Source organism: Paraburkholderia flagellata, assembly GCF_021390645.1.
GTDB classification, from domain to species: Bacteria; Pseudomonadota; Gammaproteobacteria; order Burkholderiales; family Burkholderiaceae; genus Paraburkholderia; species Paraburkholderia flagellata.
On sequence record NZ_JAJEJT010000001.1, the window covers coordinates 1,912,666 to 1,935,014 of the forward strand.

Here is a 22,349-nt window from a genome sequence, read left to right on the forward strand (position 1 = left end):
AACCAGGGGTACCCCTGCCCGCATCGTCTCGCGCAGCCTCGCTTGCCGGCGCGGCAAACGCTGACGATGAATCGGACATGGCGGATGACTCGTACGGATGTATTGGCCGGTAATGGCCGCCGACGCGCCGGGCCGCCCCTGCGGCCGGCAAGACGGGCGCTTTACGCGCGCCGACCCATCGCGCATGGCGAACGGCGTCTCGACCGGCGCCACTTTAACCGAATCTGAACGCCGCCGCACCGCTTCGCCGTCACGTTTATGCGTCAGGTGTTTTTTCCGTCGCCGCCGCTAAAGATTTCCCGTCCGAGGTCGATAACTTGCTCTGATGGGGGGCTTCAGCCGGACACGGAATCCGGCAAAGACGCCACAGACAAACAAAGGGTTGCCAGCGACAGACATGGAAGCGAACAGGATCTCCGCGCCCCACCAGGGCTGGTTGCGCACGGTCGTTGACCGGCTCTACGCGCTTGCCGGCCTCAAGGGCATTGCCGGCGACCCGCCCATGCCTCACGACGCGCACGCGGCGCATGAAGCGCACGCAGCAGACGTCGAAGGCGCCGCGCCGCTCGTGCCTCCTTCGCTTCCCGCAGCCGCACCCAACTACGCAGACGCCATTTCGCTCTCGTTCGAGAACACGGCAGCCGCAGTGGACTTCCTCGTGCACGTGGACGCCAGGCTGCACTTTCTCTACGTCTCCGACGCGAGCCTGCGCTTCGCGGGTTATCACCGCGAGTTCCTGCTCGGCGCGACGCTCGCCGACATCGTCACGCCCGAGCATCACGCCCGCCTCGAGGCGCTCATCGCGCGCGCCGCGCACAGCGGCGCCGTGGAAAAAGACACGATCGACCTCGTCAAGGCGCTCACCTACCCGCTTCCCGTGGAGCTGCGCGTCCAGCGCGCCCAGTATGGCGAGACGACGGGCTTCGCCGTGGCGGGCTTCGACGTCTCCGGCTGGCAAGGCACCGAGGCCGCGCTCACCCACGCGCTCCATCACGATCCGCTCACCGGCCTGCCCAACCAGGCCGCGCTCGCGCCCGCGTTGCAGCGCGCCCAGGCCGACGCGGACCATTTCGGCGTGCCGGTGGCGCTCCTGCTGCTCGACCTCGACGACTATCAGCGCGTGAACCGCGCGCTCGGCTACGACGCCGGCGACGAGCTGCTGCGCGAGACCGCGCGGCGCCTCACCCATCTCGCGCTGCAAGGCGAAATGATCGCGCGCATCGGCAGCGACGAGTTCGCCATTCTGATCACGCCGCAACGCCACGCCGCGCCTGACGAAGTGCGCGCCGCCGCCGAAGCGCTCGGCCGTCGCCTGCTCACCTCGATCCTGCAGCCGTACTCGTTTCGCAACCAGCCCGTGCACCTTTCGGCGAGCATCGGCATTGCGTTCCATCCGGACCAGCGGCCGGATGCATCCACCGCGAACGACGCCGATGCCAGCGCCGACACCACGCCGCTCATCCGCCGCGCGGACCAGGCGCTGCAGCAGGCGAAGGCCATCGGCGGCAACACGCTGACGCTGCACGTACCCGACGACGATCCCACCGACGCCATGCGCCTGAAGCTGGAGTCGGACCTCTACGACGGTGTGCGCAACGGCGAATTCTCGCTACACTTCCAGCCCATCACGAGCAGCGCGTCGCGCGGCGTGGTCGGCGTGGAGGCATTGATCCGCTGGCAACATCCATTGCACGGTCTCGTGCCGCCTTCAACATTTATTCCGCTTGCGGAATCTGTCGGCCTGATTAATTATCTCGGCAATTGGGTTTTGAAGGCTGCCTGTATGCAACTGACCCAATGGGACGAGCAAGGCATCGAGCTGCAGTACGTCGCGGTCAATGTCTCGCCCCAGCAGTTCCGCAATCCGCGTTTCAGGGAAAGTGTCGAGGAGGCGATCGAGCTCACCGGAGTCGATCCGCGCCGGCTCGTTTTCGAAATTACCGAAAGCCTGCTCATGCACGATCCGCAGCATGCGAAAACGCTGCTCGAAGAACTGACCTCGCTTGGCATTCGCTTCGCGGTGGACGACTTCGGCACGGGGTATTCGAGCCTTGCGTACCTGCAGCGCTTCCCGCTTTCGAAGCTGAAGATCGATCGAAGCTTCGTCGAAAACCTCATCACTTCGCGCAACGATCAGGCGATCGTGAACGCGGTGGTGGGGCTCGCGCGTACGCTCGATCTCGAACTCGTGGCCGAGGGCGTGGAAACGGAGGCGCAGCGCGAGCTGCTGACAAACATGGGTTGCGAGCATATCCAGGGATGGCTCGTCTGCAAGGCGCTGCCTTCAGAAGAATTGCAGCAGCGCTTCGTTTCGGGTGCGTTGCACGTGCACGAGGTGCAATGATGCGGGCATCGCAAACAGCAGGGCTTTCGCGAAATTGACATGGTTCAGATGGTAAAGGCCGTCCTGCTAGACCGCTTGTGGGCCCGCATGAATGAACGCGGGGACTTCCCCTTGCTGTCGCAATCGCTGCGCACCACGGTCGCGGCGATGACGAACGACGACTACGATTTCAGCGCGCTCGTGAAGGTCGTGCTCTCGGATTTCGCGCTCACGCAAAAGGTGCTGCGGCTCGCGAATTCGGCCATGTACATGGCGTTCGGCGGCAACATCACGACCGTCACGCGCGCGCTGATGGTCCTCGGCATGGACGCGGTCGGCCATCTCGTCGTCGGCCTGAAGATCGTCGATCACTTTCACCACAGCGCGCCGCGCCGCATCGACGCCAAGCTCGAACTGAACCGCACCATGCTCTCTGGCTGCGTCGCGCGCAAGCTCACCGAGCACGGCGACCTGCGCGCGGGCGAAGAAGCCGTGGTCTGCACGCTCATGCGCCAGGTGGGCAAGCTGCTCGTGGTGTTCTATCTCGAACCCGAGTGGGACCAGATTCGCCGTGAACTCGAAGAAGGCTCGAGCGATGACGAAGCGTGCCTCGACGTGCTCGGCGTGACCTTCGAAGAACTCGGCCTCGAGGCCGCCACGCGCTGGCGCCTGCCCGACACGATCCGCGCCGGCATGCGCAAGTTCGACCCGGCCGACAAGGAGCCGCGCGACGTGCAATGGCTGCGCGCCATCACCAACTATTCGACCGAAGTCGCACGCGTGCTGACCACGGCGGGCCTCTCGGACGAAATGCGCGAGACGCACATTGCCGAGCTGGCGCAGCACTACGGCCGCGCGCTGTCGACCGACGCGGACGTGCTCGTGCAGATGAGCCTCGCGCTCGCGCGCGAGGAAGCCGAAGATGGCGTCATGCGCGAGATCGTCGAATTGCGCGCCAACGCCGACGCCATCGCGCGTGAAGCGCTCGATCCCGAGGCGCGCATCGCGGCCGGTGTCGAGGACCTGCGCGCGCTGCCGGCCGATAGCGCGCTCAGCACCGCGCTCACGCTCGCGACCGAAACCGTGCTCGCGGGCCTGGGATTCGCGCGCAGCGTGGTGTTCGTGCGGCACGGCGCGAACATGTTCGTGGCGCAGCACGGATTCGGCCCGCACATCGGCGACGTGCTGCCCAAGCTGTCGTTTTCCGCCGCGTTCCAGCCCGATGTGTTCCACCTCGCCATCGCCAACAAGGTGGGCATCTTCATCGAGAATGCGCGCGACGCGAAGATTCTCGCGCGCCTGCCCGGCTGGTATCGTTCGAGCTTCGATGACACGCGCGCATTCGTCCTGCTGCCCGTGGCCTCGCCTGGCGTCGAACCCGTCGCGCTGATGTACGGCGACTGGCTCATGACCCAGGAGCCGCGCCGCATCTCACAGAAAGAGATGAGTGCGTTGAACGATCTCGCGCAGCAACTCGCGCGCTTCTTCACGCACGCTCCGCAGACCGTCTGAGTTGCGGCCGGGCGCGGCGCCGCGTTCTTGCGCGGCGCCGCCCTCCCCATCTCTCAATCCTCGATCCGTTCCAACCCCTCGTCTTGCGCATCGCGGCCGGACGTGCCCGCCCATTCCGCAGCCGTCAGCGAGATGGCCGCGACCGTCGCGGCGTCGAGCGGCGCGAGTTCCGCGCACAGCGCATCGACACGGGTCCAGTCTGCGCGCTCCAGCGCCTCGGAAAGTTCGAGCAGCCGCCCGAGCGCGCCTTCGCGCTTCACGATCGCCGTGCGAATCGGCTTGGCCAGCGTGAGCACTTCGAGCGTGCTTTCGAGCGGTCCGCCAAACACCGCCTCGACGAACGAGAACACGCCCACGAGAAACGCCGCGTCTTCCTCTTCGAGGTGCGCGTGGGCGAGCTGCGTCACGGCGATTTCCATGAAGCGCGCACGCGTCGCCACGAGTTGCAGCAGCGGGTCGTCTTCGGCGGCGATCTTGCGGCCGTCCGCGTAGAGCAGCAATTGCGTCCAGCGCGCGATGGCGTTCGTGCCGGTCGCGTTGATCGCATCGCGCAGCGTCGTCACCTTGCGGCCGATGTTCATGCCGCCCGAGTTCGCAAGCCGCATCAGATGCATCACGAGCACGGGGTTCAGTTTCAGCTCGGCTTCGAGCTGCGCGACGGTGGGCTCGGCCGCAAGCAGATGCAGCAGATTCAACAGCGCCTGGCGTGGCGCGCTGGAGCGGCGCGCGCCGCCATACGGTTTCGCGAAGAAGTAGCCCTGGAAACGGTCGAAGCCAAGGTCGTGCGCACGCTGGTAGTCTTCCTTCGTCTCGACGCCCATGGCCACGAGCAACTTGCCCGCCGACTTCATCACGCTCGCGAACTTCGGCAGCACCGTGGGCGCGATCTCGCGAATATCGATCTTGATGGCGTCCACGTACGGCAGCAGTTTCGCGAGCGACTCATCGGCCTTCGACACATGGTCGAGCGCGAAGCGAAAACGGCGGCGGTGCAGATCGACGAGCCGCGCGATCAAGTCCGGCTCTGCGCCGATGTTCACGGGCAACTCGAGCATGACGCGCTCGGGGCTCACACGCTGCAGGCCCTCGTGAAACAGCAAGTCGCGCGTCATGTCGAGCCAGGCCGGATGGCCCGCGAGCGAGGCGCGCAGCGCTGGCGCGGCGAATGCCTTGAAGAGCGCGGTGCTCGTGGCGAAAGGCCTGGGCGTCAGGCCCGAGGCATGGTCTTTGGCGGCCGCTTCGGCCTCTTGCTCGATTTCGGCGCTTTCACGCCGGTCCACGAGGTGTGGCAGCGTCTCGAACGCGCATAGGAGGCCGTCCCGGTCGAGCATCGGCTGGCGCGCAAAATACACTTCGATGGGCGGGCCGGCGTGTTCCGGCGACTGTGTGCTGCCCGCGACTCCTGACATCTGCGGCCGGTCTGCGGCGTTGAAGCTCATGGGGTCCCCCGCGCGGCGCCGCGCGCATGGCGGCACCCTGGTCTTGTTTCTTGGCATGCCACAACGGTCTGCGCTTCGCACACTTTGCGCACCGGACGCGGCACTTTCTTATCGCGATTTTATCCTGGCAAGTAAGGCGCGGAAATGAAGTTCTTCTCGATCAGCGGCTTTTTTTGCGGCTTTTTCCGTGCCATACCCAATGCCGGCGCGGTCCTGCCCCTTCGACGGATGAATGATTTGATATGTCATCCGAAGCAAATGCGCAAAAAAAAAGACCGGCTGGATTTCGTCCAGCCGGTCGGTCTATCGCTACCGGGCGATTACTTGAGCACGACCTTCACGTCGAAATACTTCGCCGCGATGCGGTCGATCGTGCCGTCCGCCTTCAGGTCCTTGAGCGCGCCGTTCAGCGCGGCCTTGAGCGCCGCGTCGTTCTTGCGCACGCCGTAACCCACACCTTCGCCGAGCAGTTTGGCGTCCACGACCTGCGGGCCCGCGAACGCGAAGGCCGCGCCCTGCGGCTTGTTCAGGAAGCCCTTGGATGCAGCTTCGGCATCCAGAAACGAGGCGTCGAGGCGGCCCGAAACGAGGTCCGCGTAGACCTGATCCTGCGTCGCGTACGGCACGACGTCCACGCCCGCGGGCGCCCACTTCGCCTTCGCGTAGGTTTCCTGGATCGTGCCCTGGAGCACGCCCACGTGTTTGCCCTTGAGCGACTCGGGCGTGGGCTGCAGCGTGCTGCCCTTCTTCGCGATCATCTGGTTCGGAATCGCGTAGATCGGGTCGGTGAAGTCGATGGCCTGGCGGCGCTGGTCCGTGATCGACATGTCGGAATTGATCGCGGCGAACTTGCGCGCCTCCAGCGCCGGAATCAGGCCGTCGAACGAGTTTTCCACCCACACGCACTTTGCCTTGAGCTTCGCGCAGACGGCATTGCCCACGTCGATATCGAAGCCCTGCAGCTCGCCTGCGGGCGACTTCGATTCGAACGGCGCGTACGACGCCTCCACGCCAAAGCGGATTTCCTTCATATCGGCGGCCTGTGCGGCCCCTGCCGCCCCTGCCGTCGTAGCAGCCGCGCAGAATGCGAGCGTTGCCAGCTTGTTCCAGTTCATCTTCATCAGTGTCTCTTTCCAGTCAGATTGGGTGCGCCGGCGAGGCCCGTTCAGGCAGCATCGTGGTTCGATTTGCCGCTAAAAAGCGGCTTCCCGGCGCCGGCACAGGATCGCTGCGCCAATATCACGGCTCAATCGAGCGCACCGCGTGTGGTGCGCCGCAGCAACCGCGAGGGCGCGATTGTACCGCGATGGCGCCTGCGCCCCGCCGCGCGGGCAGCACGCGGCGCGTGGCGTGTCCGCATGGCGCGCCATACCAACGCGATGCGTCCGAACATGCAAATGGGTGTCGTGGATGCGCAAGCGCGCGAGAGCGCGCGCTTGCGGCAGGCGCTCAGGCGAGCGCGGCGAGCGTCTCCCGTGTGGTGTCGACGACGAGCAGGCCCGCGCGCAAACCCGGCTTCACGCCCGGATTCGGAAACACGATGCGCTCCTCGTCGTGCTGCACCACGTAGCGGTATGCACCGTCTTCCGCCAGCACCTCGCCGCGCTGAAACGGGGTGAAGTTGGGCACGTCGGCGGCCACGTTGAGCTTGAGCGCGTCGCTCTGCTTCGTGATCTGGCCGATCACCGTGAAGATGCGCGGCATCTGCGCACCTTTTGGCAAAGACACTTCGCCCGCCACGAGGCGGCGCACGGCGGCGTCGGCACCGGCGAAGCGCGCCAGGTCGTTCTGGCCGAACGGGCGCACCTTGCCGAGTTCGAGCGTGCAGGCCAGCGCCCCGCACGTTTGCGCCGTGAACGACGACAAGGTCGCGCCCTTCTCGGTGTGAATCAACACGGCCGCGATGCGCGCGTCGGCGAGCCATTCGAGCATCGCGCGCGCCGGCGGCTCGCCCGTGTGCGGCAGCAGCGCGAACTGCTCGAACGCCGAGGCGCGGATCGCCGTATGCATGTCGAGATGCCAGCGCGCGAATGGCGCGTCGGCGGCACTCGCGGCCTTCGCGAAGAAGCGCTGCGCCGCCGCTTCGAGCGCCACGGCGCGCGGCGCCTCGCGGCTCGCCGGCACACGCGCATGGCCGCCGCCGAACAGGCGGTTGAGATCGTCGTCGAGATAGCGCTCGCCGGCGCGCATTGCGCCCGCGTTGCCGAGCACCGCGAGCACGCGGCAGGCTAGCGGCACGCGGCCCGCCGCGATATCGGCCACGAGCTGCGAGAGCAGTTCGATCGGCGCGGTCTCGTCGCCGTGCACGCCGGCCGAAAGCAACACGCTGCGCGTCGTATCGTCAACGCGTGCCGGCTCCAGCTCCAGCACGCCCTCGTCGAGCCATTGCCAGCGCACGCCGCCCGCGCATTCGCCGCGCGCAGCGTCGGGCGTGGCTGGGCGCGTACCGGCTAGCGTGTACGCAAGAAAATCGGCGAGCGGGTGATCAGCGCTGGAAGTCATAGAGCGATCCGAGGCCGAGAATCTGCGTGAGTTCGTCGAGCGCCGTGCGCGACTCGACGAGCAGCGCTGGATCGGTCAGATCCTGCGGCGCGAGCCGGTCACGGTAGTGCCGCTCGATCCAGCCGTCGAGGCGCGTGAAGAGCGCGTCGTTCATCCACACGCCGGGCGCCGTCGCCGCGCGCTCTGCGTCGCTGAGGACGACCCGCAGACGCAGGCACGCCGGGCCGCCGCCGTTCTTCATGCTTTCGCGCAAGTCGAACACGAGCACTTCGTCCACCGGCCCGCTGCTCGCGACCAACTCGTCGAGGTAGATCGCCACGTGCGGATTCTCGCGGCACTCCTGCGGCACGACGAGAATCTGCGTGCCATCGGCGCGGCTCAGCAACTGGCTGTTGAAGAGATACGACGAGACCGCGTCGGCCACACTCACGCGCGCCTCGGGCACTTCGATCACGTGGAAAGGCGCGTCGTGCGCCGCGAGCTTCGTGCGCAGTTCGTCGTACACCGCTTTCTGGTCGACGAACGCGCGCTCGTGGCAGAACAGCGTGCTGCGGTTGCCCACGGCGATCACGTCGTTGTGGAACACGCCCGCGTCGATCACATCGGGGTTCTGCTGCGCGAACACGGTGCCGGCGTCGGTCAGGCCGTGACGCTGCGCAATGGCGCGGCTCGCCTCGAACGTCTGCCGCGCCGGGAAGCGCTTGGGCTCCGGTCCGCGCCGGTATTCGCTGCGCCCATACACGAAGAACTCCACGCCGCGCTCGCCGTACTGCGCGCTAAAGCGCGTATGGTTGGCCGCGCCTTCGTCGCCGAGCGCGGGCGTGCCGGGCAGCGCCTCGTGCACGACGAAGTGCGAGGGGTCCGCGAACACCGTGGCGAGCGTTCGGCGCGTCGCCTCGTGCTCGATCGCGCGATGCAGTTTGCTGCACAGGTTCGCGGGCGTGAAATGCACGCGCCGGTTGGGCGTATCCGCCGAAGGGCTCACCGTGGCCGCATTGGCGGTCCACATGGCCGATGCGGAGCTTGCCGCCGCGAGGAGTTCGGGCGCGTCCTTCGCGGCGCGCGCGATCGCTTCGGCATCCTTACCGCCGAAACCCAGTTCGCGCAGCAAGCGCATGGAGGGACGCTCCTGAGGCGGCAGCACGCCTTGCGCAAAGCCCAGGTCGGCGAGCCGCTTCATCTTGCGCAAGCCCTGCTGCGCCGCGGCGCGCGGGTTCGCCACGGACTTCTCATTGTTCTGCGAGGCGACGTTGCCGAACGACAATCCGGCATAGTTGTGCGTGGGGCCGACGAGTCCGTCGAAGTTGGCTTCAAGGGTTTGCATCGTCGTTCCTTAGAAGTGAAGACCCGGCGATACGCTCGCGGGCATCTGCAATTGCGCGCTTTCTACCGAGGCCATCGGGTAGGCGCAGTAGTCGGCGGCGTAGTACGCGCTCGGCCGGTGGTTGCCCGAACGGCCCGCGCCGCCGAACGGCGCGCCGCTCGACGCCCCGTTGGTCGGCCGGTTCCAGTTCACGACGCCCGCGCGGATTTCGCGCGTGAAGCGCTGCCACAGCGCTTCGTCGTCGGCGAGCAGGCCCGCCGAGAGCCCGTACGCCGTGTTGTTGGCCTGCGCGATCGCGTCGTCGAAACCCGCGTAGCGGATAATCTGCGCGAGCGGCCCGAAGTGCTCCTCGTCGGGCAAGTCGGCCACGCCGGTCACGTCAAGAATCGCGGGGGTCACGAAGCCGAGCGCCGGGTCGCGTTGCGCCATCGGCAGCAAGGCGCGTGCGCCGCGCTCGAGCAACTGCGCCTGCGCGCTCATCAGTTTGGCCGCCGCGCGCGCCGAAATCACGGCGCCCATGAAGGGCTGCGGCTCGGCATCGTACTCGCCCACCGTAATGCGCGAACTCACTTCGACGAAGCGCGCGAGGAAGCGCTCGCCGAACGCGTCCGCAGGCACGAGAATGCGGCGCGCGCACGTGCAGCGCTGCCCTGCCGAAAGAAACGCCGACTGGATCGCGTGATGGACGGCTGCGTCGATATCGTCAACCGGAGCGACGACGAGCGGATTATTGCCGCCCATCTCCAGCGCGAGCACGATCTCCGGCCGGCCGCCGAACTGGCGATGCAGCAACGTGCCCGTGTCCGAACTGCCCGTGAAGAAGAGCCCGTCGATCTGCTTGTGATTCGCAAGCGCAATGCCTGTGTCGCGCTCGCCCTGCACGAGGTTGAACACGCCCGCGGGCAATCCGGCTTCGTGCCAGAGCTCGACCGTTGCGCGCGCAACTTCAGGCGCAAGTTCCGAAGGCTTGAACACGACAGCGTTGCCCGCGATCAGCGCCGGCACGATATGGCCGTTGGGCAGATGACCCGGGAAGTTGTACGGACCGAACACGGCAACGACGCCATGCGGGCGATGACGCAGCACCGCCACGCCGTCGGCCATCGTTGCGCGCTTCTCGCCGGTGCGCTCGCCGTAGGCGGTGATCGAAATGGCAACCTTCGCGGCCATCGACGCCGCTTCGGTGCGCGCTTCCCAGAGCGGCTTGCCGGTTTCGCGGCCAATGGCCTGCGCGAGCGTTTCCTTCTTTTCGGTGACGAGCGCGGCAAAGCGCTTCACGATCTCGCAGCGCGCTTCGAGCGGCGTTTGCGACCACGCGGCAAACGCGCGGCGCGCAGCGCTGACGGCGCGATCGACATCTTGCTCGCTCGCGGCGTTGCCGCTCCACACGGTCTCGCCGGTGCCTGGGTTGCGCGAAACGAACGCGGGGCCCGAGGCCGCGCACCATTGTCCATCGATGTAAAGCTCGTTCATGGTCATCCTTGTGTCGACCAGAGTTGGCGCTTTGGCGCTTACTCTGGTCCCATGCAGGTTTATCGCTTTTGCTTCGCTGCGGGGCCGAGCACGCGCACCGGTTCGCCCGCCGCGACGTTCAGTGCCGCCGCCTCCCTGGCGCTCAGCGTGAACACGCCGTCGTGCACGACGCCCGGCGCGAATCCCACGCGAAAGTCGCCAAGCGACGTATTCGACACGAGCGAGCGCACGCCCTCTTGCGCATGCGCTTCGCCAATTTCGACCGGCAACACCACGCTGTCGCGCACCGTGCGCAGGTCGCCGATATGGCATTCGAGCACCGGGCCCGCGTCGAAGATATCGACGTGATTCTCGTAGCGCAGGCCCTCGGCTTCGAGCATGCGGCGCGCGGGAATCGTGTCGTCATGCGTGAGGCCGACGCACGCCTGCGCTTCTTCGGGCAGCAACTCGACATACACCGGGTAACGCGGCATCAACTCCGCGAGGAACGACTTGCGCCCATGCGAGCTCAGGTAGTCCGCAGCGTTGAAATCGATCTGGTAGAAGTGCGAACCGACTGCGCGCCAGAATGGCGACGTGCCTTGCGCGTCGAAATGGCCGCGCAATTCCGCGCATAGGCGCTCGGGAAAGCGCTCCCGAAACTGCGCGATGAACATGAAGCGCGAGCGCGAAAGCAGCCCGCCCACTCCGCCCGTGCGATACCGCGGCGAGAGAAAGAGCGAACACACCTCGGCATAGCCTGTGAGATCGTGCGAGATATTGAGCGCACGCATGCGCGTCCAGATCCCGAGTTCCTGGCTCGCGTGCACCACCGTGCTCACGCGGTAGTTGTAGAACGGCTGCTCCAGCCCTACGGCCGTTTCGATGCCGCACACGCCGGCCACGTCGCCCGTTGCCGTGTCTTCCATCACGAAGAAGTAGCCGGCTTCGCGCAACTCGGCCTCGCCGGCGAGCGTGCGCCGTGCGCGCTCGATGCGCGCCTTGAGCGCCTCCCGGTCGGGCTTGAAGGTGGTGAGGCCGGGACCCGTTTCCTGGGCGAGCGCGACGAGCGCGTCCACGTCGCCCGTTTGCACGACGCGTACCACGATCATTGTGCGTCTCCCATGTATGCATCCTCTGTTTGCGGGGTGGCGCGATAAAGCGGTGCGCAGCGCACCGGTTCGCCGTCCTGCACGCCGAGCGAGGCGCGCGCGGCCGCGTCGAGCGGCGCGAAGTTGCCTCCCCGTGTGCCAGCACCCTTCCCGCTTTCGGGCAACGTCGCGAGCACGCAACGGAACTCGCCCGCGCGCTGGCTCGCGACCAGATACGCCGCGCCTTCCAGATTCGTTGCAGGCGCAACTTCACGCACCGTGCGCGCCTCGCTACCGGCGACCGAAGCCGTGCGATCCACCTGCGCGGTGAGCACCGGGCCCGCATCGAAAATATCGACGTAGCGGTCCGGCTCGAAGCCCTCTTCCAGATGGATTTCGTAAGCGAGCAAGGCGCTCGGATCGGGCTCGCCGAGCACGCGCTGCGCCGGCTCCGGCAGCAGCGGCACATAGATCGGGTAAGCCGGCATCACTTCGGCAATGAAGGTGCGGCTGCGTCCACCCGAGGCCAATTCGATGTCCTTGAAATCGCGCCCGAAGAACTTGCGCCCGACGGCTTCCCAGAAAGGCGACGCGCCCTTGTCGTCGGTCACGCCGAGCAGCAGCGTGAACACTTCGGGCGTGAAGCGCCGGCGATTCATCGCGATGTACATCATGCGCGCGCGCGACATGAGATGCGCGGCCGCGTCACCGCGCAGCGAGGGCTCGATATAGAAACCCGCGAGACGGCTCTTGCCCGTGAGTTCGTGCGACATCGTCAGCGCATGAATCTTGCGGTTCACGTGCAGCTCACGCGATGCATGAATGAGCGCGTCGTTGCGAAACGCGTAGAACGGCTCGGCGTAGCCGGCCGCCGCGACGATACTCGAAGTGCCTACGAGCCGGCCGGTAGCGGAATCTTCGAGCACGAACAGATAGAACTCCTCACCTGGGAAGTCCACGTCCGCGCGAAACGAATCTTCTGAAAGCGCGATACGCGCTTCGAGCGCCGCGCGGTCGTGCGGCAGCGAATGCAGCACCGGCTGCGCGGTGCGCGCCATATGGGCGATCGCGTCGAGATCGGAAAGCCTGGCGGGGCGAACGAATAGCATCGTCGGTCCTATGTGCGCTGTGTTTCAGTTGGGCGCGCGCTGCGATCAGCGTGCGCCGGCGACGCCAATGACGTCATTGCAGGCCTGCTCGAAGCGCGCAAAGCCTTCGTCGAGGTCCGCTTCCGGAATGATGAGCGACGGTGCGAAGCGCAGCACGTCCGGCCCTGCAATCAGCATCATCACGCCGCGATTCGCGGCCGCCGCGTTGAAGTCCTTGGCGCGACCGGCAAAGCGAGCGTTCAGTTCGGCGCCGATCAAAAGACCCTTGCCACGCACCTCCTTGAACATGTCGAAGCGCTCGTTGATCTTCGCGAGCTTGCCGCGAATCGATTCGCCGCGGGCACGCACGCCTGCCAGCAGTGCGGGATCGCTCACCAGTTCGACCACCTTGCCCGCAATCGCGGCGCCCAACGGATTGCCGCCATAGGTCGTGCCGTGCACGCCGACCTTGAAGTGCGCCGCAATCGCTTCGGTCGTGAGCATCGCGCCGATCGGGAAGCCGTTGCCGAGCGCCTTGGCCGTCGTGAGGATATCGGGCGTGACGCCCGTATCTTCGTAGGCGTAGAAGTGGCCCGAGCGGCCCACGCCCGTTTGCACCTCGTCGAAAATCAGCAGCGCGCCGTGCGCATCGCACGCTTCGCGCAGCGCGCGCAGGAAGGCCGGATCGGCGGGAATCACGCCGCCTTCGCCCTGCACCGGTTCGACGATCACGGCGCAGGTCTGCGCGCCGATGGCGCGCTTCGCCGCTTCGATGTCGTTGTACGGCAGATGCGTGATGCCGCCCGGCACGGGGCCAAAGCCTTCCGAATACTTGGGCTGACCGCCCACGCTCACGGTGAAGAACGTGCGGCCATGGAACGACTGCGTGAACGAGACGATCTCGAACTTGTCGGCGCCGTGCCGATCGAAGGCCACGCGGCGCGCGAGCTTGAGCGCCGCCTCATTGGCTTCCGCACCCGAGTTCGCGAAGAACGCGCGGTCGGCGAACGTGAGGGCTTCAAGCTGGCGCGCGAGGCGCAGCACCGGTTCGTTGGTGTAGCCATTGCCGATGTGCCAGAGCTTGCTGCCCTGCTCCTGCAGCACGCGCAGCAACTCCGGGTGCGCGTGGCCGAGCGAGGTCACGGCGATACCGCACGCGAAGTCGATGTAATCGCGGCCCTCGGTGTCCCACACGCGCGAGCCTTCACCCCGATCAGGCACGAACGGCGCGGGCGAGAAACACGGCACCATCACTTCGTCGAAGGTCTTGCGGCTCACAGTCTGGTCGTTCATGGTGATTCCTCTAGTACGCAGTGCGTGTCGAATTCGGGGTCGATGTGCGTTGGGGCTGAGCCCTTTCGCCCGGGTGGCTTTGCTTGGGACGGGACCCGGTGCTGAAGCACCCGGTCCCGTAGACACTTGTGCAGTGTAGGCAAGCTGCGCGCAAACGTCTTGCGCAGGCGCGACGCGTTTTTTCGTACGGAGCCTCGTACGGAACCTGCAAGTCCCGCGTGCCTGCTGCGCCGCGGCTAAGTTTTACTGAACTTCCGGCGGCTCGACGAGCGCGCCCGCGCGCGGTTCGGCGGCGGCCCCGCCGTGCTGGCGCTCGATCCAGTTGCGGCGGTCCTCACGCGGCGTGACGCCGAAGCGCTCACGGTACGCATTCGAAAAATGCGCCGCCGAAGAAAACCCGCACGCGAGACTGATCTGCACCACCGACTTGCTGGTGCGCTGCAACTGCGAGCGCGCCTTGGCAAGGCGCAGACCGAGGTAGTACTTCGACGGCATCGCGCCCAGATACTGACGAAAGAGCCGTTCGAGCTGACGCCGCGACACACCCACGAGATTCGCGATCTCGTCGGTCGTGAGCGGGTCTTCGATGTTGGCTTCCATAAGCTGGAGCGCGTCGTTCAGGCGCGGGTGCCGCTCGCCCGGCGCGGTCACGAACGGAATGCGCTGGCGCTCGTCGCCGCTGCGCAGCGTGCTTGCACCGAGCGCGTCGGCAATGCGTTCCGTGAGTTCCGGGCCGTGGTCGCGGCCGATCATCGCGAGCATGAAGTCGAGCGTGGCCTGGCCACCCGAGCAGGTCGCGCGGTCGCGGTCGATTTCGTAGATGTGTTGCGTGACGATGGTGCGCTCGAACTGCTCGGCGAATTGCTGGAACGTTTCCCAGTTCGCGGCCACGCGGTAGCCCTGCAACTGCCCTGCCATCGCGAGCCACCAGATGCCGTGGTGAATGCCCGTGACGAGCGGCGTGCGCTGCCCCACGCGCGCGAGGCTCGCAAGAAAGAGGCGATAGTCGGCGAACTGCTGGTAGCGCTCGGTCACGACGATGAGCCAGTCGCACGACACGGCGTCGCCGAACGCACAGTCGGCGGGCCATTGCGCGCCGCCCGCAAGCGGCACAGGGCGGCCGTTCCACGAGCACATCTGCCAGCGGTACAGCGCTCGGCCGTCGATTTCGTTGGCGAGATTGAGCGCATCGACGATCGGGCCCACGCCCGACATCGAAACGGGCGGGAGCGCGACGATCGCCACCTGGGTGGTGCGCCCGGCGCGCGCGAGCGGCGCCTGGCCGCCGGGCGCGGCGGCTGGAACGGAGGCGGAAGGGAGAACGGTGGAGCGGACCATCGGCAAGACGAGGCGCGAAATCGAACGTGCCGCCTACTTGAGGCTGCCCGAGAGGAACTGGCGCAGGCGATCGCTCTTCGGCGCGCCGAGCACATCCGCGGGCGCGCCCTCTTCCTCCGTGCGTCCCTGGTGCAGGAACATCACATGATTCGAGACGTTGCGCGCAAAGCCCATTTCGTGCGTCACGACGATCATCGTGCGGCCTTCTTCGGCAAGCTTTTGCATGACCTTGAGCACTTCGCCCACGAGTTCGGGGTCGAGCGCCGAAGTCGGCTCGTCGAACAGCATCACGTCGGGATGCATGGCAAGCGCGCGCGCAATCGCCACGCGCTGCTGCTGGCCGCCCGAAAGATGCGAGGGATATTGCTTCTCCACGCGGGGAGCCAGGCCCACTTTCTCCAGATACTGCCGCGCGCGCTCCTCGGCTTCCTTGCGCGGCACGCCCAGCACGTGCAAGGGCGCTTCCATCACGTTCTCGAGCACGTTCATGTGCGACCAGAGATTGAAGTGCTGGAACACCATCGCCAGCTTGGTGCGGATGCGCTGCAGCTGCTTGTGGTCGGCCACGTCGAGGTCGCCGGTGCGGCTCGCCTTCGTGCGCACGGTTTCGCCGTCCACGACGATCTCGCCCGCGTTCGGCTTCTCGAGGAAATTGATGCAGCGCAGGAACGTGCTCTTGCCCGAGCCGCTCGCACCGATGATGCTGATCACGTCGCCCTTCTTCGCGTCGAGCGAGACGCCCTTGAGCACCTCGTTGTCGCCGTAGCGCTTGTGGATGTCGCGCGCGACGAGCTTGCTGTCTGAGGATTGCGTCTGAGCCAAGATGGTCTCCAGTTTCCGATATTCCAGTGAATCAGCGGGTGCGCACGGCGAGATGGCCGAGCCAGCGTTTTTCGGCGCGGCGAAACGCGGCCACCAGCACGAACGATACCGCACAGTAGATCAGCGCCGCGAGGCCGAACGACTCGAACGAGCGGTAGGTGGCCGAGTTGGCGTCGCGCGCGACCTTGAGGATGTCGGGCACCGTCGCGGTGAAGGCCACCGTGGTCGCGTGCAGCATCAGGATCACTTCGTTACTGTACAGCGGCAGTGCGCGGCGCAGCGCCGAGGGCAGGATCACGCGCCAGTACATCGTGAACGGGCTCATGCCGTAGGCGCGCGCCGCTTCCACTTCGCCGTGCGACGTGGCGCGAATCGCGCCCGCGAAAATCTCAGTCGTGTACGCACAGGTGTTCAGCGCAAACGCGAGAACCGCGCAGTTCAGGCCGCTGCGAAAGAATGCGTCGAGGAGCGGCTCCGCGCGAATGAACGCGAGACTGTACACGCCCGTGTAGATGAGCAGCAACTGCACATAAAGCGGCGTGCCGCGGAACACGTAGGTGTAAAAGCGCACCGGCAGCGAAAGCCAGCGGCGGCTCGACACGCGCGCCACGGCGAGCGGCACCGCGCACACGAAGCCGAAAGCCACGGAGATCACGAGCAGCCACAGCGTCATCGCGAGGCCCGACACGTGCTCGCCGTCCCAGTAGAGGAACGCGCGGCCGAATTGCTGAATGATTTCGTTCATGGCGGCCGTCTCCTCAGAGTTGCGCGTGACGCACGCCGACCGAATAGCGGCGTTCGAGCCAGATGAGCGCGAAGTTCGAGAGCGTGGTGATCGCGAGATAGATGAGCGCCGCGATCACGAGGAAGAAGAACAGGTTGAAGGTGCTGCGGCCCGCGTCCTGGGCGGCCTTCACGACATCGGCGAGACCGATGATCGAGACGAGCGCCGTAGCCTTCACGAGCACCTGCCAGTTGTTGCCGATGCCTGGCAGCGCGAAACGCATCATCTGCGGAAAGAGGATGCGGGCGAACACGCGCGCGCCGCTCATGCCGTAGGCGTGGCCCGCTTCGAGCTGGCCGCGCGGCACCGCGAGAAACGCACCGCGAAAGGTCTCGGTGAAGTACGCGCCGTAGATGAAGCCGAGCGTGACGACGCCGGCCACGAACGGATCGATATCGATCTGCGCCATGCCGAGCGCGTCGGTGGCCTCGTTCACGCCGATCTGGATGCTGTAGAAGAGCAGCAGCATGAGTACGAGATCGGGCACCGAGCGGATCAGCGTCGTGTAGGCGGTCGCCGCGGCCGCGAGCGGCCGGTTGAACGAGAGCTTGGCCGCCGCGCCCGCGAGGCCGAGCAGGACAGCCACGCCAAGCGAGAGGAGCGAAAGTTCGATCGTCTGGATCGTGCCGGCAAGCAGCACCGGGCCAAAGCCGTAAAGGATCACGCGCGTCTCCGGATCAATTCGTTTTGTCGTTTCGGGCGGCCTCGCGGGCATACAAGCGCCGCGCAAACCGATGAACTGGCGCGGATCGTCTCAGTGCAAAATGGATTGCTCAAACTAGCGCGGCGCGGATATTGCAGTGCAGCATTGCAGTGCGACGCATGGACGCGCGCGGATCGGGCCCGCGCAGCCGCGGGCCCGATGCTTTTGAAAGGTGAAAAAAAATGCCCCGGCACGCGGGGCGTGCGGGGCATTTACGCAAGTTTGCGGTCGCTTTTTCGATAGGCGCGCGGCGTGCGCCCAGCGGCCCTGCGGCGCTTACGCGGCGCGCGTTTGCGTGCCGCGTGCGCTGCCCGCACGGGCGTTCGCGCCAATCAGCTTTTCGGCGAGCGCGCCGAACAGCAGCCCGATCGTGGTCCAGAGGATGACCTGCATGCCGATCGACACCGTGCGGAACTTCCACAGCAACACGGCCGGGAAGGCCGCGGGCACCTCGTTGATCGTCGGCAGCGCGAACTGGACCGCGCCGATCACGACGACGAACAGCACGAGCGCCACGATCGAAGCATTCCAGACACCGAGGCGCGGCACGAACGCGGCGCGCATCTTGAGCGAGAACACCGACACGGCGATCGAGATCGCGATCATCAGGAAGAAAAGCCCGGTTCGATAGCCGATCGTTTCCGGGTCGCCGACCGACGGCGGATTCGCCGGATACTTGATGTTCGGCACCATGTAGATCGCGACGAACGCGGCGAGCGCGAGCCAGGCCGAGAGCGCGCGCGGCGAAAGACGGCCCGCGCGACCGTTCGCATAGGCGAAGACGAGTGCAAAGAGGCCGCCGATCGACGCGCCATAGACCATCACGCCCGTGAAGAGCCCGATGCTCGCCTGGGTCTTGCGGCTCACGATTTCGGGATCGGGTGCCTCACCCTTCGCGGCGTCGACCTTTTCCTCGAAGGAAATCGCCTGATCGACCTGGGGCTCGCCCGCGATCTTCGCGAAGCCGAACGTGAGGAGTCCCGCGGCGATGCCTGCGAGCATGCCGCGTACCAGCAACTTGCCAACCATCTTCAGCTCCCGGTCAGTGGCAGGGAAAGCCGAGCAGATGGCGGCCGTCGTGAACGAATTCGTGGACGTACATGCCCGGAACGATCGAGGTAGCGCCTTGCTCGGCGCCCACGAAGTACAGGGCCAGCAGCAGCATGAGCCCGCCGAAGATCGCCCAGGGCAGGATCTCTCGCAGGGGAATGGGCGCCGGCGCGGCCGGTGCGTGCTGCAACGGGAATGAGGTTTCGGACATGCTGACTTCTCCTGGGGTTACGCGCCCCGCTAGTCGTTGAAAGGGTGGTTCACGACGCGCAGGTCTGACTTCCGTTGCTTCGATTCAATCGCAGGCAACCAGTTACAGTGGCGCGACCGCGCCGGACTTGCACCGGCTTCCGCGTGTCGTGGAGCCTGTATTCTACGCGCTGCGATGGCTGGCCGCGGACCGGATGTCAGCCACAGTGAAGTGATGCGTAAGGAAAAGCATGCCGACGACCGTCTGGCTGGTGAGTCATGCGGCGAATGCCGCGCTGCGCTCGGGAACGTTCCCGCGAGCGCCTGTAGCGGGCGATGACGCCGAAGAAGCGCTCGACACCCGCGCACTCGAGGCGCTTGCTGCATGGTGCGAGCGCTGGCACGCGCGGTTGGAGCGCGGTGAGCGCAATGGCGAGGCGCTGCGCGTGCTCACGAGTCCCGCGGCGATCGCACGAGCGAGCGCACGCGCGGCAGGCTTCACCGCGGCGACGCCCGGCGACGCGCTCGCCGACACGGCCTTCGGCGCGTGGCAAGGCAAGCGTATCGCGGATCTTGCACACGAAGCGCCCGAAGCACTGGTTGCCTGGACGCGCGATCCAGCCTTCAGGCCGCCAGGCGGCGAATCGTTCGACGATGTCCGCGCGCGCGTCAGCGCCTGGCTCGATGCGATTCCCGACTCCGAGCCCGACGTGGTCGCCTTCACGCACGCGAGTGTGATGCGCGCGGCGATTCTGCACGCGCTGGGTGCGCCGTCGTCGGGTTTTCGCTCGATCGAAATCGCGCCGCTTTCCGTGACGGCGCTACGCCGCACCCAGCACGGCTGGGCGTGGCTCGCGGCGGTGGACTGAGGATAGTGCGCATTCCTTGACCTGTGTACGTGCGCCGCGAATCTAGCGCGTATCAACGCGTTGACACACGTGAATTGGAAGCCTAGCATCGGGATGGTATCAACCACGTAGATACACCCCGATCAGGTATGGACATCAAACGCAATACGTTTTTGGCCAGACGGCTAATTCAGTACGAGGACGAAATGGCGATACAAACCCTGAAGCGTTGGGGAAACAGCCTCGCGGTGCGCATTCCGGCCAGCCTTGCCAGCAAACTGGCCTTGGCCGAAGGGCAGGAAGTCGAGGTGGAAGTCGAAGATGGGTCGCTCACGGTTCGCCCGCATACGGCGATCCGGCGCTTCTCGCGCGAGCGCTATTTGCAGCAGTTGCGCGAGAGAAACCTCGAGCCGCACCCGCTCATCGACTTCGGCCAGCCGCAAGGGACCGAAATCGGCGGACCCGATGACCCCACGCGTTTCGATCCATGGTAAGGAACGCATGAAGAACGGAACACCAGACGCAGGCGACATCCTCTGGCTCAACGTCGGGCCAGGCGCAGGCAGTGAGCAGGACGGCTATCACCCTGTCCTCGTCCTCACCGACTCCGAGTTCAACGAACTGACGACCCGCTTCGTCGGACTGCCTGTCACCAGCACCATTCACGGGTGGGAGTCGGAAATCCCTATCAGCGGCCTGGCCAGGCCCTGTGTCGCGATGGCCGATCAGGTTACGACGCTTTCGCTAACAGGCAGAGTCTGGCGGCACAAGGGAGAATCGGCGACAGCCGAGGAACTGGAGGCGGCGAAGTTCGCCGTCGCCGGCATTCTGGATCTGTAGCCGGCAGCGCACTGGGAGCGCCCTAGTCCAGTCCCAACTGCGCCTTGATGGCCGGCATCATGTACTGCACGGCCGCACGCCCTTCTTCGATAGCGGGCCCGGCGCGATGAAAGTCGAAGATCCCCATGCCGCCCAGGCGCGGCTGGATCAGCACGTCGGCGGGCTCGCCCGCAAGGCGGCTGCGCGTAATGCGCACCTGCATGATGTCGATGCTCTGGGCCACCGAACTCAACACGGAAGGCACGCGCGTGCTAGGCGGCGGCGCCACGCGCACGTCCGGCCCGCCGGCCGCGCCGGGGCCGGACGGCTGCAGCCAGCGCGGAAAGCGCTTGCCGTTGCGGCGCAGGAGCGGTTCAGGCGCAGCTTCAGTGCTTTCAGCGCCATTGGCTGCGTTACCCGGCGCTCTCGCGGCCGATGCCGCCGCCGCGTCGCTCGCTTCCACGGGCAATTCGCGCGGCATCGTGTCGATCGCGCCGCCCAGGTCGCGGCCGTTGAGAATGTCGTGATTCAGATCGATGGCGATCACGGTGTCGGCACGCATCGCGCGCGCGGCGGACACCGGCACCGGGTTGCTCAGGCCGCCGTCGACGAGCCACACACCGTCATGCCAGATCGGCGTGAAGATGCCGGGAATCGCAATCGACGCGCGCACGGCGTCCACCACGCCGCCTTCGCGCAGCCAGACCTCGCGCCCCGTGTCGAGTTCGGTGGCGACCGCTGTGAACGGCAGCCTCAGGTCATCGATCGAGCGGCCGTTGAACTGGTGCGCAAACAGGTCGATCACCTTGCGTCCGCCGAGCAGGCCGCCCGAAAAACGCAAGTCGAGCAGACGCACCACGGTCTGCCAGGTCAGCCTGCTCACCCAGTCCTCGAGCCAGTCGAGATCGCCGTTCGCGTACACGGCGCCGACCAGCGCGCCAATCGACGTGCCGCACACCACGTCGGGCTTGATGCCCGCTTCCTCGAGCGCGCGAATCGCGCCGATATGCGCCCAGCCGCGCGCCGCGCCCCCGCCGAGCACGAGCCCCACACGCTTGGGCCGTCGCCGGTTCATCATGCGCGCCTCCTTGCGTGGTCATGAATCAACTGAGTCAGTGCCCGCGGATCACGTCCGAGCGCGACGTCGTCGTGACCCGCCCGTCCGGTCCGAAATGCACGTTGAAATACGCTTCGGGCGTCACGCCCCCTTCCAGCCACTTCCAGCTCCACACCGTCTCCTTCTTCAAGCGGTAGCCAGCCACCTGCCCCGGCTTGCCGAGCAGGCGCCGCACCTCGTCCTCACTCATGCCGACGCGGATCTTCGCGAAGTTTTCCGCCGTGAGCGCCTGGGTAATGGCCACGAGCCGCCCGTTCGGGCCGATGTCGACCATCCAGGTCTTGAGACCCTGCGGGCCGCGCGGATATTCGAGGCGGCGCGAGCCGTCGTCGAACACGCGCTCGGTTTCGGCCTGGCCCATCTGCTCGCGCACCTGCTCGAGGGTGGAGACGCCAGGCGTGAGGCCCTTGAGCAGCAGCGCGTCGGGCTTCACCGAGTCGAAGAACGTCTTGAATCCCTGCCAGATGGAGTGGAACATGGCACCGAGCTGGTGATCGTCGCAGCCGGAAAGCATGAACGCCGCCATGGCGGCGCATGCGAGCGCGCGCGAACGCGTGGATGAGAACGTGGGCTTCATGTCCTTGCTAACGCATCAGCATGGGCTTGCGTCTACGCGTGCCCGAAGAACCGGTGCACGCCGACATGCTCACACTGT

Annotated in this window: 21 protein-coding genes; 5 read left to right on the forward strand and 16 right to left on the reverse strand. The window is 66.3% G+C overall.

Annotated features, from left to right (window positions below; genetic code table 11):
* Positions 1-397 precede the first annotated feature (397 nt).
* Both L0U83_RS08445 and L0U83_RS08450 read left to right on the forward strand, forming a co-directional pair.
* The gene (locus tag L0U83_RS08445) at positions 398-2,344 is read left to right on the forward strand and encodes a putative bifunctional diguanylate cyclase/phosphodiesterase (protein WP_233881782.1); all 1,947 of its coding nucleotides are present in this window, start codon (positions 398-400) and stop codon (positions 2,342-2,344) included.
* Between the two features lie 48 nt (positions 2,345-2,392).
* Entirely contained in the window at positions 2,393-3,835 is a 1,443-nt protein-coding gene (locus L0U83_RS08450; RefSeq protein ID WP_233883805.1) for an HDOD domain-containing protein, read from the forward strand.
* 53 nt (positions 3,836-3,888) lie between these two features.
* Here L0U83_RS08450 and L0U83_RS08455 read toward each other — a convergent pair whose 3' ends face one another.
* The 14 genes from L0U83_RS08455 to L0U83_RS08520 form a co-directional block, all read right to left on the reverse strand.
* Entirely contained in the window at positions 3,889-5,274 is a 1,386-nt protein-coding gene (locus L0U83_RS08455; protein ID WP_233881783.1) for an EAL and HDOD domain-containing protein, read from the reverse strand.
* A gap of 320 nt (positions 5,275-5,594) precedes the next feature.
* Positions 5,595-6,395, reverse strand: a complete 801-nt coding sequence (locus L0U83_RS08460; protein WP_233881784.1) for an ABC transporter substrate-binding protein — start codon at positions 6,393-6,395, stop codon at positions 5,595-5,597.
* Positions 6,396-6,723: 328 nt separating this feature from the next.
* Positions 6,724-7,776, reverse strand: coding sequence for a succinylglutamate desuccinylase (astE, locus tag L0U83_RS08465; RefSeq protein WP_233881786.1), 1,053 nt, complete (start codon positions 7,774-7,776; stop codon positions 6,724-6,726).
* Entirely contained in the window at positions 7,760-9,100 is a 1,341-nt protein-coding gene (astB, locus tag L0U83_RS08470) for an N-succinylarginine dihydrolase (protein WP_233881788.1), read from the reverse strand. The genes astE and astB overlap by 17 nt, the downstream gene beginning before the upstream one ends.
* A gap of 9 nt (positions 9,101-9,109) precedes the next feature.
* Positions 9,110-10,573 (reverse strand): succinylglutamate-semialdehyde dehydrogenase, encoded by a 1,464-nt coding sequence (astD, locus tag L0U83_RS08475; protein ID WP_233881790.1) that lies wholly within the window; start codon positions 10,571-10,573, stop codon positions 9,110-9,112.
* 59 nt (positions 10,574-10,632) lie between these two features.
* Entirely contained in the window at positions 10,633-11,664 is a 1,032-nt protein-coding gene (gene astA / locus L0U83_RS08480; RefSeq protein ID WP_233881792.1) for an arginine N-succinyltransferase, read from the reverse strand.
* The gene (aruF, locus tag L0U83_RS08485; protein ID WP_233881794.1) at positions 11,661-12,752 is read right to left on the reverse strand and encodes an arginine/ornithine succinyltransferase subunit alpha; all 1,092 of its coding nucleotides are present in this window, start codon (positions 12,750-12,752) and stop codon (positions 11,661-11,663) included. Before aruF ends, astA begins: the two co-directional genes overlap by 4 nt.
* Positions 12,753-12,797: 45 nt before the next feature.
* Positions 12,798-14,024: an aspartate aminotransferase family protein gene (locus tag L0U83_RS08490; RefSeq protein ID WP_233881796.1), complete on the reverse strand. Its 1,227-nt coding sequence runs from the start codon at positions 14,022-14,024 to the stop codon at positions 12,798-12,800.
* Positions 14,025-14,267: 243 nt separating this feature from the next.
* The gene (locus L0U83_RS08495) at positions 14,268-15,239 is read right to left on the reverse strand and encodes a GlxA family transcriptional regulator (RefSeq protein ID WP_233883807.1); all 972 of its coding nucleotides are present in this window, start codon (positions 15,237-15,239) and stop codon (positions 14,268-14,270) included.
* Positions 15,240-15,395: 156 nt separating this feature from the next.
* Positions 15,396-16,184: an ABC transporter ATP-binding protein gene (locus L0U83_RS08500; RefSeq protein ID WP_233881797.1), complete on the reverse strand. Its 789-nt coding sequence runs from the start codon at positions 16,182-16,184 to the stop codon at positions 15,396-15,398.
* 31 nt (positions 16,185-16,215) lie between these two features.
* Positions 16,216-16,929, reverse strand: a complete 714-nt coding sequence (locus tag L0U83_RS08505; protein ID WP_233881798.1) for an ABC transporter permease — start codon at positions 16,927-16,929, stop codon at positions 16,216-16,218.
* Positions 16,930-16,942: 13 nt separating this feature from the next.
* Entirely contained in the window at positions 16,943-17,632 is a 690-nt protein-coding gene (locus tag L0U83_RS08510) for an ABC transporter permease (RefSeq protein WP_233881800.1), read from the reverse strand.
* Between the two features lie 315 nt (positions 17,633-17,947).
* Entirely contained in the window at positions 17,948-18,700 is a 753-nt protein-coding gene (locus tag L0U83_RS08515) for a CbtA family protein (RefSeq protein ID WP_233881802.1), read from the reverse strand.
* 13 nt (positions 18,701-18,713) lie between these two features.
* Positions 18,714-18,932, reverse strand: coding sequence for a CbtB domain-containing protein (locus L0U83_RS08520; protein ID WP_233881804.1), 219 nt, complete (start codon positions 18,930-18,932; stop codon positions 18,714-18,716).
* 229 nt (positions 18,933-19,161) lie between these two features.
* On the opposite strand from L0U83_RS08520, the gene L0U83_RS08525 reads away from it, so the two are divergent.
* From L0U83_RS08525 to L0U83_RS08535, 3 genes are all read left to right on the forward strand, one after another.
* Positions 19,162-19,779 (forward strand): histidine phosphatase family protein, encoded by a 618-nt coding sequence (locus L0U83_RS08525; RefSeq protein WP_233881805.1) that lies wholly within the window; start codon positions 19,162-19,164, stop codon positions 19,777-19,779.
* Positions 19,780-19,964: 185 nt separating this feature from the next.
* Complete coding sequence (locus tag L0U83_RS08530; protein ID WP_233881815.1) at positions 19,965-20,252, forward strand: AbrB/MazE/SpoVT family DNA-binding domain-containing protein; 288 nt, start codon at positions 19,965-19,967, stop codon at positions 20,250-20,252.
* A 7-nt stretch (positions 20,253-20,259) separates the two neighbouring features.
* The gene (locus tag L0U83_RS08535) at positions 20,260-20,598 is read left to right on the forward strand and encodes a type II toxin-antitoxin system PemK/MazF family toxin (protein WP_233881821.1); all 339 of its coding nucleotides are present in this window, start codon (positions 20,260-20,262) and stop codon (positions 20,596-20,598) included.
* A gap of 22 nt (positions 20,599-20,620) precedes the next feature.
* Here the strand turns inward: L0U83_RS08535 and L0U83_RS08540 are convergent, their stop codons facing one another.
* Complete coding sequence (locus L0U83_RS08540) at positions 20,621-21,655, reverse strand: patatin-like phospholipase family protein (RefSeq protein WP_233881823.1); 1,035 nt, start codon at positions 21,653-21,655, stop codon at positions 20,621-20,623.
* Positions 21,656-21,689: 34 nt separating this feature from the next.
* A complete protein-coding gene (locus L0U83_RS08545; protein WP_233881825.1) occupies positions 21,690-22,271 on the reverse strand; it encodes an outer membrane protein assembly factor BamE in 582 nt (193 codons plus the stop codon).
* Positions 22,272-22,349: the final 78 nt, after the last annotated feature.